This is a genomic window from Bradyrhizobium sp. UFLA05-89 (assembly GCF_059803475.1).
The window spans coordinates 16,136-28,946 of sequence record NZ_JBANBA010000017.1; the positions used below are offsets into that span (position 1 = coordinate 16,136).

13 protein-coding genes are annotated in these 12,811 nt (G+C 64.1%); 2 read left to right on the top strand and 11 right to left on the bottom strand.

The features are described 5' to 3' along the window. Nucleotides 1-4: 4 nt before the first annotated feature. Nucleotides 5-1,147 (bottom strand): mechanosensitive ion channel family protein, encoded by a 1,143-nt coding sequence (locus tag SO139_RS11750; protein ID WP_449378821.1) that lies wholly within the window; start codon nucleotides 1,145-1,147, stop codon nucleotides 5-7. Between the two features lie 122 nt (nucleotides 1,148-1,269). Here SO139_RS11750 and SO139_RS11755 point away from each other — a divergent pair, with 122 nt between their 5' ends. After that, the gene (locus tag SO139_RS11755) at nucleotides 1,270-2,517 is read left to right on the top strand and encodes a DUF763 domain-containing protein (RefSeq protein ID WP_449378901.1); all 1,248 of its coding nucleotides are present in this window, start codon (nucleotides 1,270-1,272) and stop codon (nucleotides 2,515-2,517) included. Nucleotides 2,518-2,522: 5 nt separating this feature from the next. On the opposite strand, the gene SO139_RS11760 is transcribed toward SO139_RS11755, so the two are convergent. The 4 genes from SO139_RS11760 to SO139_RS11775 all read right to left on the bottom strand — a co-directional run bounded on the left by SO139_RS11760 (nucleotide 2,523) and on the right by SO139_RS11775 (nucleotide 5,422). Then, nucleotides 2,523-2,753, bottom strand: a complete 231-nt coding sequence (locus SO139_RS11760; RefSeq protein WP_449378822.1) for a hypothetical protein — start codon at nucleotides 2,751-2,753, stop codon at nucleotides 2,523-2,525. A 113-nt stretch (nucleotides 2,754-2,866) separates the two neighbouring features. Beyond that, complete coding sequence (locus SO139_RS11765) at nucleotides 2,867-4,132, bottom strand: cytochrome P450 (protein ID WP_449378823.1); 1,266 nt, start codon at nucleotides 4,130-4,132, stop codon at nucleotides 2,867-2,869. Between the two features lie 87 nt (nucleotides 4,133-4,219). Next, the gene (locus SO139_RS11770; protein ID WP_449378824.1) at nucleotides 4,220-4,540 is read right to left on the bottom strand and encodes a hypothetical protein; all 321 of its coding nucleotides are present in this window, start codon (nucleotides 4,538-4,540) and stop codon (nucleotides 4,220-4,222) included. A gap of 108 nt (nucleotides 4,541-4,648) precedes the next feature. Then, nucleotides 4,649-5,422, bottom strand: a complete 774-nt coding sequence (locus SO139_RS11775) for a ferredoxin--NADP reductase (RefSeq protein WP_449378825.1) — start codon at nucleotides 5,420-5,422, stop codon at nucleotides 4,649-4,651. 149 nt (nucleotides 5,423-5,571) lie between these two features. Between SO139_RS11775 and SO139_RS11780 the strand changes: the two genes are divergently transcribed. Then, entirely contained in the window at nucleotides 5,572-6,768 is a 1,197-nt protein-coding gene (locus SO139_RS11780) for an amidohydrolase family protein (RefSeq protein WP_449378826.1), read from the top strand. 138 nt (nucleotides 6,769-6,906) lie between these two features. On the opposite strand, the gene SO139_RS11785 is transcribed toward SO139_RS11780, so the two are convergent. From SO139_RS11785 to SO139_RS11810, 6 genes are all read right to left on the bottom strand, one after another. Beyond that, nucleotides 6,907-7,362, bottom strand: a complete 456-nt coding sequence (locus SO139_RS11785) for a MarR family winged helix-turn-helix transcriptional regulator (RefSeq protein WP_449378827.1) — start codon at nucleotides 7,360-7,362, stop codon at nucleotides 6,907-6,909. 10 nt (nucleotides 7,363-7,372) lie between these two features. Then, nucleotides 7,373-8,077, bottom strand: a complete 705-nt coding sequence (locus SO139_RS11790) for an ABC transporter ATP-binding protein (protein ID WP_449378828.1) — start codon at nucleotides 8,075-8,077, stop codon at nucleotides 7,373-7,375. Continuing rightward, nucleotides 8,074-8,865 carry an ABC transporter ATP-binding protein gene (locus tag SO139_RS11795; RefSeq protein WP_449378829.1) on the bottom strand — a complete coding sequence of 264 codons (792 nt, stop codon included), beginning with the start codon at nucleotides 8,863-8,865 and terminating at the stop codon, nucleotides 8,074-8,076. The genes SO139_RS11790 and SO139_RS11795 overlap by 4 nt, the downstream gene beginning before the upstream one ends. Continuing rightward, nucleotides 8,862-10,751 (bottom strand): ABC transporter permease, encoded by a 1,890-nt coding sequence (locus SO139_RS11800; protein ID WP_449378830.1) that lies wholly within the window; start codon nucleotides 10,749-10,751, stop codon nucleotides 8,862-8,864. The genes SO139_RS11795 and SO139_RS11800 overlap by 4 nt, the downstream gene beginning before the upstream one ends. 156 nt (nucleotides 10,752-10,907) lie before the next feature. Next, complete coding sequence (locus SO139_RS11805) at nucleotides 10,908-12,110, bottom strand: ABC transporter substrate-binding protein (protein ID WP_449378831.1); 1,203 nt, start codon at nucleotides 12,108-12,110, stop codon at nucleotides 10,908-10,910. Between the two features lie 103 nt (nucleotides 12,111-12,213). Then, complete coding sequence (locus tag SO139_RS11810; RefSeq protein ID WP_449378832.1) at nucleotides 12,214-12,798, bottom strand: amino acid synthesis family protein; 585 nt, start codon at nucleotides 12,796-12,798, stop codon at nucleotides 12,214-12,216. Nucleotides 12,799-12,811 lie beyond the last annotated feature (13 nt).

The window sequence follows — 12,811 nt, forward strand, 5'->3', positions numbered from 1 at the left end:
CGATTCAGTTGTGCGCCCTCGCCCGCACCTTCTCCGGTGCGACGACGCGCCGGACGAACTCTGCATCGTCATCGCCTGAAGGCAGGAGGATCGCACGCTCGCGCGGCAGCGCATCGGGCAATTCGTCGCGAATGAAGGCCACGAGCTTCTCCCGGATCTCGCAGCGCAGGTCCCAGGACTGCGGAGCGTTCCGGGCGCTGACGAGAGCGCGGAGCTGAACGGTGCGGGCATCCGCATCAATCACCTGGAGATTGACCACGGCGCCGTCCCACAGCTTTGACTCCTTGACCGCCTCCTCCAGCCTGCGGCGGATGCGCGGCACGTCGGCCCGATAATCGACATACAAAGCGATGGCGCCGATCAGGGAAGCGGCGTCGCGCGTCCAGTTCTGGAACGGCTTTTCGATGAAGTAGGACAACGGCACCACCATCCGCCGCCAGTCCCACAGCCGCACCACGACGTAGGTCGAGGCGATGTCCTCGACCCAGCCCCATTCGTTTTCGATGATGACGGCGTCCTCGATGCGGATCGGCTGCGTGATCGCAATCTGCAAGCCTGCGATCAGATTGCTGAGCAGCGGCCGCGCCGCAAGACCGACGATGATACCGGCAGCGCCGGCCGAGGCGAACAGGCTGACGCCATATTGCTTGACGGAATCGAACGTCATCAACGCCGTAGAGATCGTGATCATGATGATGAGCGTATCGATCACCCGCTTGAACACCCGCACCTGCGTGACATGTTTGCGCGCGATAAAATTCTCGGTGACGTCGCGGAAGTTTTGCAGATAGCGCGCCGCCGTCATGTCGACGGCCCGGATCGAAATCCAGCCGATCAGCGCAATCACCGCCACGACGAAGACGTGCCTGAGATCAAGACGCGTTTCGTCACCGAGCGGCGCCCATGGCAGGACGAGCGCGACTGCAAGCAGGCAGAGCGCGAGCTGCGCCGGCCCTGCCGTCCGATCGAGGAACGGATTGACGAGAGGAAAGCGGCCCGCGAAGGCACGCCGCAAGAGCTGCACCGCGATCCGGTACAGGAACAACGCCGCCAGGATCGCACATGCAATGATGCTAAGGCCGACGAACCAGGGTGGAACCCACCCGAAGAGCTCATCGATCCTCGCGATGATCGGTTGTATTTCCATCCTGCCTCCGCACCGGCTTGCAACTCGGCGCTCAACGCCCAACCTTGCGCTTCGGTCCGCCTTCGGATGCAACGCAGCATTTCCGGTCGTGCAAGCAGGGCAGAATCCGGCTATCAATGGCCATGCCCCGACGCACCGGCAGCGCCGATCTTCCCCTTCACAACGGACGGGTTCCACCGTGGCTCGCAAGCCGCATGGCGTCGCTGGGCGCGATCGTCACACAGGTGATCGTGCATCACTACGGCCGCGACGAGTTCATGCAGCGGCTGTCGCATCCCTTCTGGTTCCAATCGTTCGGCGCCGTGATGGGAATGGACTGGCACTCTTCCGGCATCACCACTTCCGTGATCGGCGCCCTGAAACGCGGGCTCGCACCGCTCCAGAACGAGCTCGGCATCTATGTCTGCGGCGGCCGCGGCCAGCATTCACGGAAGACGCCGGATGAGCTTCTGACGCTCGGCGGTCGCATCGGCTTCGATGGCGTCCGGCTGACGCGCGCGAGCCGCCTCGTTGCGAAGGTCGACAGCGCGGCGGTGCAGGACGGCTTTGACCTTTATCTGCATGGCTTCTTCGTCACCGCCGACGGCAAATGGACGGTCGTGCAGCAAGGCATGAACGGCGAGAAGCGGCAGGCCCGCCGCTATCACTGGCATTCCGAGGCGCTGAAGAGCTTCGTCGATGCGCCGCACAGCGCGATCGACGGCCCCGTGCAAGGCGAGATCGTCAATCTCACCGACCACCGTGCCGACGTCTCGCGCTCAGCGCAGCTTGAGCTGCTCTCCGATCTCGGTCCCGATCGCATCGTGACCGAATTCGAACGTCTGAGCGGTGTCGAACCCGCACAAGCCATGTTGCCGCACCTCATCATGCCCGCGCATCACGATGTGCGTCCGAAAGACGTCTTCGCGCGTCGCCTGCACGGCACATTGGCTGCGGCCGCCGAGCGCGGTCCGGTCGATTTTCCAGAGCTGTTGCTGACACCCGGCGTCGGAGCGCGCACCGTGCGCTCGCTCGCGATGGTCGCCGAGGTCGTGCACGGCGCGCCCTATCGCTTCAAGGATCCGGCACGCTTCTCTCTCGCCCATGGCGGCAAGGACCGCCACCCCTTCCCCGTGCCGATCAAGGTCTATGACGAGACCATTCGCGTGCTCAAAGGCGCGATCGCGAACGCAAAGCTCGGGCGCGAAGAGGAAATGCAGGCGATCAAGCGTCTCGACGAGCAGGCGCGGCGACTGGAACGGAGCGCGCGGGGCCCATCGGTCGAGGCCTTCATTGCGGCCGAGCGCGCAGCTTCACCTCAGCTCGACGGCCGATCCGTGTTCGGCTGGGAGCGCGATCTCGTCGCGTCGGAGAAGCAGACTGGCTCGTGAGCCGCCTAGCCTTCGTCCTCCTCCTCCGCGAGCCGGTTGGCCGGGTGGTCCTGGTACTGCTCGGTCTGGATATATTTTCCGTCCATGCCGCGAATGTCGGAATGCTGCGCCTTGTCGCGGTTCGACAGGATCATGTTGTCGCCAATCTTGTCTTTCGAGACCTCCGTGAAAGCGCCGTTCCCCGCGCCCTTGCCATGCGTACCTGACCCAATATGCGTCTTGCCTCCGTTGGGCATGGATTGCTCCCTTGCTGTCCGCACCGGGGCCAACGCGTGCCCGGCGGCGATTGTTTCGTCGGCCGCGGCAAGATCGTCACCACGCGGTTCCGATACGCCGCCGGCTGGTGACGTCAATTTGCGAGCAATTGCTCGACGTCGGCCGGGCGGGATTTAGCGTGACGGTTCCCGCCGTCGTCGGCCACGACCGGCAGTTTCGCGATGGCGCGGATGCCCGGGCGCTTGCGCCAGTGAACTTGCGAAGTATCCACGGCGAGACCAAGCCGCGGCCAGCGCGTGAACAAGGCCTCAAGCGCACACGCCGCCTCGATCCGCGCGAGCTGGTGACCGAGACAGAAATGGATTCCCGTGCCGAACGAGATGTGCCGGTTGGGCCTGCGTTCGAGATCAAGCCGCTCGGGAGCATCATGCACCGAAGGATCCATGTTCGCTGCGGCCAGCATAACCATGACGCGATCGCCCTTTTTCAGGCGCACACCCTCGAGCTCGAGATCCCGCCGCACATAACGCGGCTTTGAGAATTGCACCGGCGAGACGAAGCGCAGGAATTCCTCGACGGCAAGGCTGGCGCGAGACCAATCCTCTTCCAGCCAATCGCGCAGGCCGGGATTTTTGAGGAGCTCATAGACCGAGCCGCTGATGAGGTGCGTGGTTGTCTCCGAGCCCGCTGCCAGCAACAGGAACACCATCGAAACCATCTCGCCCGGCGTGATGCGGCCGCCTTCCCGCTCGACCTGAACGAGCTCCGCAATCAGGCCTTCGCCACCTTGCGCGCGGGCGATCCGCAACTGCTCTTCGAGATAGGCACGCATCTTGCGAAACGCGAACAGCAACCGAAAGAAGCTGACGACGTTGGTCAGCGAGGACATCGCATTCGCCCAGGCGATGAATCGGGGTCGATCGGCCATCGGCAGCCCGAGCAGCTCGGAGATCACCGACAGCGGCAGGATTCGGGCGTAGCGCTGGACGAGATCGGCCGGGCTTCCCGCCGCGAACAGCTCGTCCGCGAGTCCGTCGGCGATGGCGCGGATGCGCGGCTCCATCGCGACGATCGCGCGGCGGCGGAAGGCTTCGTCGACGATGCTGCGCAGCCGCGTGTGATCCGGCTCGTCCATCGTCAGCATGTTGCTAGCAATGGTCGTAACGAGTTTCGGCATCCACCAGCGCAGCCCTGCGACCTTGCCGTCCTCCCTGCGCAGCGTGAACGTCGCGCCGTCCTTGAGAACCTGCGCCGTCGCATCGTGGGTGGTGGTGACCCAGACATCGCCGATGAGCGGAAAACGGGTCGCGACCACGGGCCCGCAGGCGCGCAGCTTCGCGATTCCCTTGGGCGGGTCGCGAAAGAAGGCGTCGCTGGTGAAATCGATGCGCGGTGTCATGGGTCACCGCCCCTGTTGATGGCGCCTCACCAGATGGTATGCGCAATGGCCGGCGCAAGGGCCGGAACATCGATCAAAAGATGGCGATCAGCCGCGCCCCTGCGAACGCGGCCCCGATTTGCGCTGGTTGGTGTAGGCGTCCCAATGGCTCCAGCTCCCGTTGCTGAGGCTTTGCAGGTCGGTCGCCAGCGGGCGGCGCGTACGCTTTTCGTAGTCGGCAATCGTGCGTTCGGATTGCGCTATCTTGCGCTTGAGCTCGACAATCGCCTTCTGGGTCTGGCCGTTGCGCTTGGATGATGCGACCTCGCCCATCATGAAGCGCGCGGTCTCGAGCGCTTTCAACTCGGCGCGGTTCTTCTTCACCTGAACCCGGTGCCAGGCGATGTTGCTGTCGTTGTCCGCAACCATGTAGGAACTCCGCTGATTCGGCGCTCCCATAGTATCGCCTGCAGAATCGGCGCCGCAACGGGCGCCGGGCGGCGAAAATGCGGCTTTATTGCGCGGCTGAAACCGGGCTTACCGCTCGGCAAAGGCCTTTTCGACCACGAATTGCGCCGGCTCGCCGTGGTTGCCCTCGACGAAGCCGCGCTCCGTCAGCAGCATCCGGGTGTCAGCGACCAGCGCCGGACTGCCGCAGATCATGACGCGGTCGTGGGCCGCCTCAATCGGCGGCAGGCCGATGTCGCCGAACAGCTTGCCCGAGGTGATGAGGTCGGTGATGCGGCCGCGGTTACGGAAGGGATCGCGGGTGACGGTCGGATAGTAGATCAGCTGGTTGCGGATGTAGTCGCCAAGCAGCTCATCGTTCGGCAGCTTCTCGGTGATCATCTCGCCATAGGCGAGCTCTCTCACGTGCCGGCAGCCATGCAGGAGCACCACCTTCTCGAACCGCTCATAGGTCTCGGGGTCCTTGACCACGCTCAGGAACGGCGCGAGGCCCGTGCCGGTTCCGATGAGGTAGAGGTTGCGGCCCTCTTCCAGATTGTCGATCACCAGTGTGCCGGTGGCCTTGCGGCTGACGATGATCTCGTCGCCTTCCTTCAGATGCTGCAAACGCGAGGTCAGCGGGCCGTCCGGCACCTTGATCGAGAAGAATTCGAGCGTGTCCTCGTAGTTGGCGCTGGCGACGCTATAGGCCCGGAGCAGCGGCTTCTCACCGAGCTTGAGCCCGATCATCGTGAACTCGCCGTTGCGGAAGCGGAAGGTCGGGCTGCGCGTGGTCTTGAAGCTGAACAGCGTGTCGGTCCAGTGGTGGACGCTGAGGACGCTTTCCTGGTTAAAATTGCTCATCTCATCTTCCCTTGCCGGTGCGCGGGCGACTGTCAGCTATGCGTCATTCGTATACGATTGTTCGTATACAAATGAATAATCCGGCTTGATCCTTTGGTCAAGGCTGCTCAAGATCGCGAGCGTTGCAGTTAGGAATGAGGAGCCTTTCCATGGCGCATGACGCACCCCAGGCCACCGGGCCTTCGAAGCTCGTGATCCGCAATATCGGCCTGATGCTATCGGGCGCCCTGGAGAAGCCGATCCTGGATGGCGACACCATCGTCGCCGAGAACGGCAAGATCACCGCGATCGGCCGGTTCAAGGACGTCAACACGGACGGTGCGACCACCATCGTCGACGCCAACGGCACCACGGTCGCACCGGGGCTGATCGACAGCCACGTGCACCCCGTCGCCGGCGACTGGACGCCTCGGCAGAACCAGATCAACTGGATCGACAGCTACCTGCATGGCGGCGTCACCACCATGATCTCGGCCGGCGAAGTGCACATGCCCGGCCGCCCCCGCGACGTCGTCGGCCTGAAGGCCATGGCGATCTTTGCCCAGCGCGCGTTCTGGACGCTGCGGCCGGGCGGCGTGAAGGTTCACGCAGGTGCACCCGTCATCGAATGCGAGATGGTCGAGGAGGATTTCAAGGAGATGGCCGCGGCTGGCGTCAAGCTGCTCGGCGAGGTCGGTCTTGGCGGCGTCAAGGACGGTCCCACGGCGCGCAAGATGGTCGGCTGGGCGCGCAAATACGGCATCCAGAGCACGATCCACACCGGCGGCCCCTCCATCCCCGGCTCCGGCCTGATCGACAAGGACGTGGTCCTCGAGGCCGACACCGACGTGATCGGCCACATCAATGGCGGCCACACCGCGCTGCCCGACGACCAGATCCGCTGCATCTGCGAGGGCTGCAAGCGCGGCCTCGAGCTCGTGCACAATGGCAACGAGCGCTCTGCACTATACACGCTGCGCACCGCGCGCGAGATGGGCGATTTACACCGCGTCATCCTCGGCACCGACGCGCCGGCCGGCTCCGGCGTGCAGCCACTCGGCATTTTGCGCATGGTCTCGATGTTGTCCTCGCTCGGCGAGCTGCCGGCCGAGATCGCGTTCTGCCTTGCGACCGGCAACACGGCGCGGATGCGCGAGCTCGATTGCGGCCTCATTGAAGTGGGCCGCTCGGCCGATTTCGTCATCATGGACAAGGCGCAGCATTCGCCCGGCAAGAACATCCTTGAGAGCGTGCAGCTCGGCGACCTCCCCGGCATCGGCATGACCATCATCGACGGCATCGTCCGCACCCAGCGCAGCCGCAACACCCCACCCGCAGGCAAGGTGCCGGAGGTGGTGGGGAAGTAACGCCACCTAAACGGCATCGTAGGGTGGGCAAAGGCGCAAAGCGCCGTGCCCACCACTTCTGTTTATTTCAGAAAGAACTGGTGGGCACGCTTCGCTTTGCCCACCCTACAGCACTTTGCCCACCCTATGAGACCGAATTCACCTCAACTTGTTCAGCAACCCCATCAGCAGCTCGCGCTCCTTCGCGTCGAGCGGCGCCAGTGTCTCACGCGTAATCGCGAGCGCATTCGGCGCAACCTTTTCAGCGAGCTGCTGACCGGCGCGTGTGAGGCTGACGAGCAGCCGCCGGCCGTCTTCCGGATCCTGGCTCGTCTCCGTCAGTCCGCGCGCGCTGAGCCGGTCGATCACGCCCTTGATGGTCGCGACATCCATCGCCGTGAGGCGCCCAAGCTGGTTCTGCGAGCATGGCCCGGTCTCGGCAAGCTTCGACAGCGCCGCCCACTGCGTCGGCGTCAGATTGGTGCCGATGTCGCGGGCAAAGATCGCGCTATGACGCTGCCAGACCTGGCGCAAGATGAAGCCGACCTGCTCATCGAGCACATAGGGTGGCCTGGCCTGCCTGATGCTCTTCTTGGCTGCGACGCCCCTCGCCATTCCCGCCCCTTTACAATGACAGATGTGCGTCGCGGATATCCGGGCGCGCATCGAGCTCGGCCATCGTACCACCGAAACAGATTCGGCCACGCTCGATGATATAGGCACGATCGGAGATCAGCTTTGCAAAATGCAGGTTCTGCTCGGAAACGACAATGCTGACGCCTTCCTTCTTCATGGTCAGGATTGCATCGACCATCTGCTCCACGATCTTGGGCGACAGCCCCTCTGACGGCTCGTCCAAAAGCACCAGCGACGGATTGCCCATCAGCGTGCGGGCAATGGTCAGCATCTGCTGCTCGCCGCCGCTCATGCGGCCACCCGGCCGGTTGCCCATCTCGTTCAGATTCGGGAATAGCGTGAACAGCTTTTCGCGCGTCCAGTATGGCGCGTTCGACCGTTTCGGCTGACGGCCGACCTCTAGATTCTCCTCGACCGTGAGGTCGGTGAAGATGCGGCGCTCCTCCGGCACGTAGCCGAGCCCGCTGCGCACAATCTCATGCGTCGGCCGGGCCGAGACGTCCTTGCCTTCGAACATGATGCGACCCGAGCGCTGCGCGACTAGGCCGACGATGGAGCGGAACGTCGTTGATTTGCCGGCGCCGTTTCGGCCCAGCAGCGCAACCACCTCACCGTCGCCGACCTCGAGGGCGATGTCGAACAGGATATGCGCCGGACCGTAATGGCTGTTGAGCCCCTCGACCGTGAGCTTCATGTTGAGGCCCCCTCGCGATGACGGGCATCGTAGACGAGGCCCTCGCCGAGATAGACTGCCTGCACCTGCGGGTTGCCTCGCACCTCCGTCGGCGATCCTTCGGCAATCAGTGTGCCGCGGTTGAGCACGATGATGCGGTCGGCATGCTCGAAGACGACATCCATGTCGTGCTCGGTAAACAGCACGCCAATGGATTCCTCCCGCGCGATGCGCGCGGTGAGCCGCATCAGGTCGGTGCGCTCGCGTGGCGCCATGCCGGCGGTCGGCTCGTCCATCAGCAGGAGCTTTGGCTGATTGGCGAGCGCAATCGCAAGCTCGAGCCGCTTGAGGTCGCCATAGGCGAGCTCGCCGCAGGGACGATCCGCATAGCCGCCCATGCCGACGAGCTCCAGGAGGCGCACGGCCTCGTCGCGGTCGAAGCGCGGTGCCGAGCCCCAGAGATTGAGCAATTGCTTTTCGTGCGAGATCAGCGCGACCTGCACGTTCTCGCGCACTGTCATGGTGGCGAAGGTCGCCGTGATCTGGAAGGTGCGGCCGACCCCGAGCCGCCAGACCTCGCGCGGCTTCTTGCCCGTCGTATCCTCGCCGAGCAGGCGGATGCGCCCGGCGTCCGGCGTGTTCTGGCCGTTGAGCATGTCAAAGCAGGTGCTCTTGCCCGCGCCGTTGGGACCGATCAGTGCCAGGATCTCGCCGGCACGCAGCTCGAACGAGACGCCGCGCACTGCGTGAATGCCGCCATAGGACTTGGTCAGGCCTTCGACCGCGAGAAGTGTGGGTGCGACGCTCATTCGGTGGACCCGATCGGTTTGGCGAGCATTGTCGAGCCCGGCGGCGAGGATCCCTTGCGCCGCTGCGCAAGCATTTCCAGCATGCCGACAATCCCTTTCGGGAAGACGACCACGATCAGCACGATGAAAGCGCCGAGCACGAGCTTTGACAGGTCGGTCTGGCTGACGAGCCAGATGTTGAGCGCCTTGTAGACGATCGCGCCGATCACTGCGCCCGACACCGTCTCGACGCCGCCGAGCAGCACCATGACGAGCGCATCGACCGACAGCGAGATGCCGAGATTATCCGGGAAGACGCTGCCCTTCAGGTATGCAAACAGCGCACCACCGATGCCGGCCGTGGTTCCCGCAATGACGAAGGCCGTCCACTGCATGCGCTTGACGTTGATGCCGATCGCCTCGCTGCGCAATGCGGAGTCCCGCGTGGCCCTAAGTGCGTAGCCGAACGGTGAGAACACCGCGATGCGTAGTGCGATCGTCACCAGCGCGGCAACGCCGAGCGCCAGCCAGTAGAAATGCGACGGGCTCGCCGCCCATTTTTCCGGCCAGACGCCCAGAATGCCGTTGTCGCCGCCGGTGACGCTGACCCACTGGAACGCGATCGACCATACGATCTGCGCGAAGGCGAGCGTCAGCATCGCGAAATAGACGCCGGAGAGCTGCACGGCGAAGAAGCCGAACACGGCGGCACCGAGGCAGCCGAGCAGCGGCCCTAGCAGCAGGCAGACGATCATCGGCAGGCCCGCCATCTTGGCGAGGAACGCGACGCCATAGGCGCCGAGGCCGAAATACGCCGCGTGCCCAAAGGACGCGAGACCGCCGACCGCCATCAGAAAATGCAAGCTGACGGCGAAGATCACGAAGATCGCGATCTCCGAGCCGACTGTCAGCGCATAATTGCCGGCGAACAGCGGCAGTGCTGCCGCGACGACGAGTGCGGCAACCGTAGCCAGCCGCTCGTTCGACGTCAGTGGCCGCCAGGGATTGACCGTGAGACCCGGCGTGCGGCGCGCGGGCGCCTCAGGCCTGCCGAACAGGCCCCAGGGACGTACGATCAGCACCACCGCCATCACCAGGAAGACCAGGATGATGGAAATCTTCGGGAAGATCAGGATACCGAAGGCGTTGAGCTCGGACACCAGCACCGCCGCGACAAAGGCGCCCACGATGCTGCCGAGACCGCCGATCACGACGACGACGAAGACCTCGACGATGATGCGCAGATCCATGGCGTGATGCACGGCGTCGCGCGGGATTTGCAGCGCGCCGCCAAGCGCTGCGAGGAAGACGCCGACCGCGAACACCGACGTGAACAGCCATTTCTGATTGACGCCGAGCGCCGCGACCATGTCGCGGTCCTGCGTCGCCGCGCGCACCAGAACGCCCCACCGGGTGCGCTGGAACAACAGCCAAAGGATGCCGAGCACGACCGGGCCAAGCACGATCAGGAACAGGTCGTAACTCGGGATGTTCTGGCCAAAGAAATCGACCGCGCCCTTGAAGCCCGGCGCGCGGCGGCCGAGCAGATCGTCGGGGCCCCAGATGAGGACGACGAGATCCTCGACCATCAGCGTCAGGCCGAAGGTCGCGAGCAACTGGAACAGCTCGGGCGCGTGATAGATACGCCGGAGCAGCACCATCTCGACGAGGACACCGATCAGCGCCACCGCGAGCGCGGCGATCACGATACCGCCCCAGAAGCCGAACGCGCCAGAGAGGCGATCCGTCAGCGTGAAGGCGATGTAGGCACCGACCATGTAGAACGCGCCGTGCGCAAAGTTCACGATCCGCGTCACGCCGAAGATGATCGACAGGCCCGAGGCCACCAGGAACAGCGACGCTGCGCTGGCGAGTCCAGTCAGAAACTGTACGACGTAAAAGGCCATCGGCGGTCCGGGTTGGGTTTCAGTGCGCTCCCCGCGCAGGGAGCGATAACTTCGTAGGGTGGGTTAGCGAAGCGTAACCCACCACTTTCCTCGCCGCGGGATAGACCGTGGTGGGTTACGCCTTCGGCTAACCCACCCTACGGCAGCGGCAAAACTTCAATCCTTTGGCCGCAGTTTCTCGACTTCGGCATCACTCGGCAGATAGTCCGCGCCTTTCTTGTAGGACGAATCCACCATCACGCCCTTGCCATCCTTCAGCGCGGTCTTGCCGACGAAGGCACCAAGCGTCGACTGGTGATCGATCTGGCGGAAGGTGATCTCTCCAAAGGGCGAGCCCACAGAGAGACCTTCCGCCGCCGCGATCAGCTTCTCCGGATCGGTCGAACCGGCCTTCGCCAGGATCGCCGCCGCCGACTTGATGGTCTGGTAGCCAACGATCGAGCCGAGGCGCGGATAGTCGTTGTATTTGGCCTGGTAGGCCTTGAGGAACGCGTCGTGCTCGGGCGTTTTGATCGAGTACCAGGGATAGCCGGTAACGATCCAGCCCTCGGGCGTCTCGTCCTTGAGTGGATCGAGATATTCCGGCTCACCGGTCAGGAAGGAGACGACATCACGTCCCTTGAACAGGCCGCGCGTATTGCCTTCGCGCACGAGCTTCACGAGATCGGCGCCGAAGGTGACGTTGAGGATCGCCTCCGGATTGGCTTGGGCAACCGCCTGCACCACCGGGCCCGCATCGATCTTGCCCTGCGGCGGCCACTGCTCGTCGACCCACTGGATGTCGGGACGCTTCTCCGACATCAGCTTCTTGAACACCGCAACCGCGGACTGGCCATATTCGTAGTTCGGCGCGATCGTCGCCCAGCGTTTTGCCGGCAGCTTTGCCGCTGCTTCCACCAGCATCGCCGCCTGCATGTAGTTGGAGGGACGCAGGCGGAACGTATACTTGTTGCCCTTCGACCAGGTGACGGCATCCGTCAGCGGCTCGGCGGCGAGGAAGAACACCTTTTTCTGGTTGGCGAAATCGCTCACGGCAAGGCCGATGTTCGACAGGAACGTGCCCGCGAGCATCGCAACGCCCTCGCTCGAGACGAGCTCGTTGGCCGCGGTCTGCGCGTCGGCCGGCTTGCCGCCGTCATCCTTGGAGATCACGACGAGCTTCTTGCCGTTGATGCCGCCGGCCGCGTTGATCTCCTCGACGGCGAGCTGCCAGCCCTTGCGATAGGGCTCGGTGAATGCCGGCAACAGCGAGTAGCTGTTGATCTCGCCGATCTTGATCTCCTGCGCCGTCACCGAGCCGGCCATGCCGCCGACCAGAAGCGCAAACGCCGCGCCGACAAAACAGTTTCTTGCTCGCATCCCAACCTCCAGTTTTTTGAAGACTCAATTTCTTGAGCATGATCTTGTCGGAAAACCGGTCCCCACTTTGCGCAAACGCGGCCCTCCGGATACGGATCATGCTCTAACGCAGGCCGTCTTCGCCCTTGATCTCCGCAACCGTCAACCCGCCAACCCGCGGCAGCGGGCGGCCGCTGTCGGTGACAGCCACCGCGACCATGATCTCGTTGGCGCGCGGCGCGTCGTTGATCTGCACTTCCATGCCGTCGAAATGACTGCGCACGAAGGCCGCGTCCTTGTGGCCTAATGGAATGTCGAGCGTCGTGCCCGGACCGCTGCGCTTCTTCGACGACGGAATCAGTGCCGCGCCCTTGCTCAGGACCTTACGCACTGGCGCGCCCATCTTCGGATGCAGGATCGCGGCAGCATGCTCCAGCTCGCCGTTCTCGCCGACGGCGGCGGCCTTGCCGTAACTCTGCACCTTCGAGCCTTCGATCCCGAGCGCCGCCACCGCGCGCCTTGACAAGAGATCGCCGAGCTCCTCGCCGATCGCGATCAGCGGTGAAAGATCTTCGACGTATTTCCCGGCGAACGGATTCTCAATGACTGCGATCGCCGCGGCGCGCCGGGTCGGCGGCGAGACGGACCGTCCCATCTCCATCTGCGTCTCTTCGACGACGGTGACGATCTTGCGGATGATCGCGCTCATGTCAGCTTCCTTG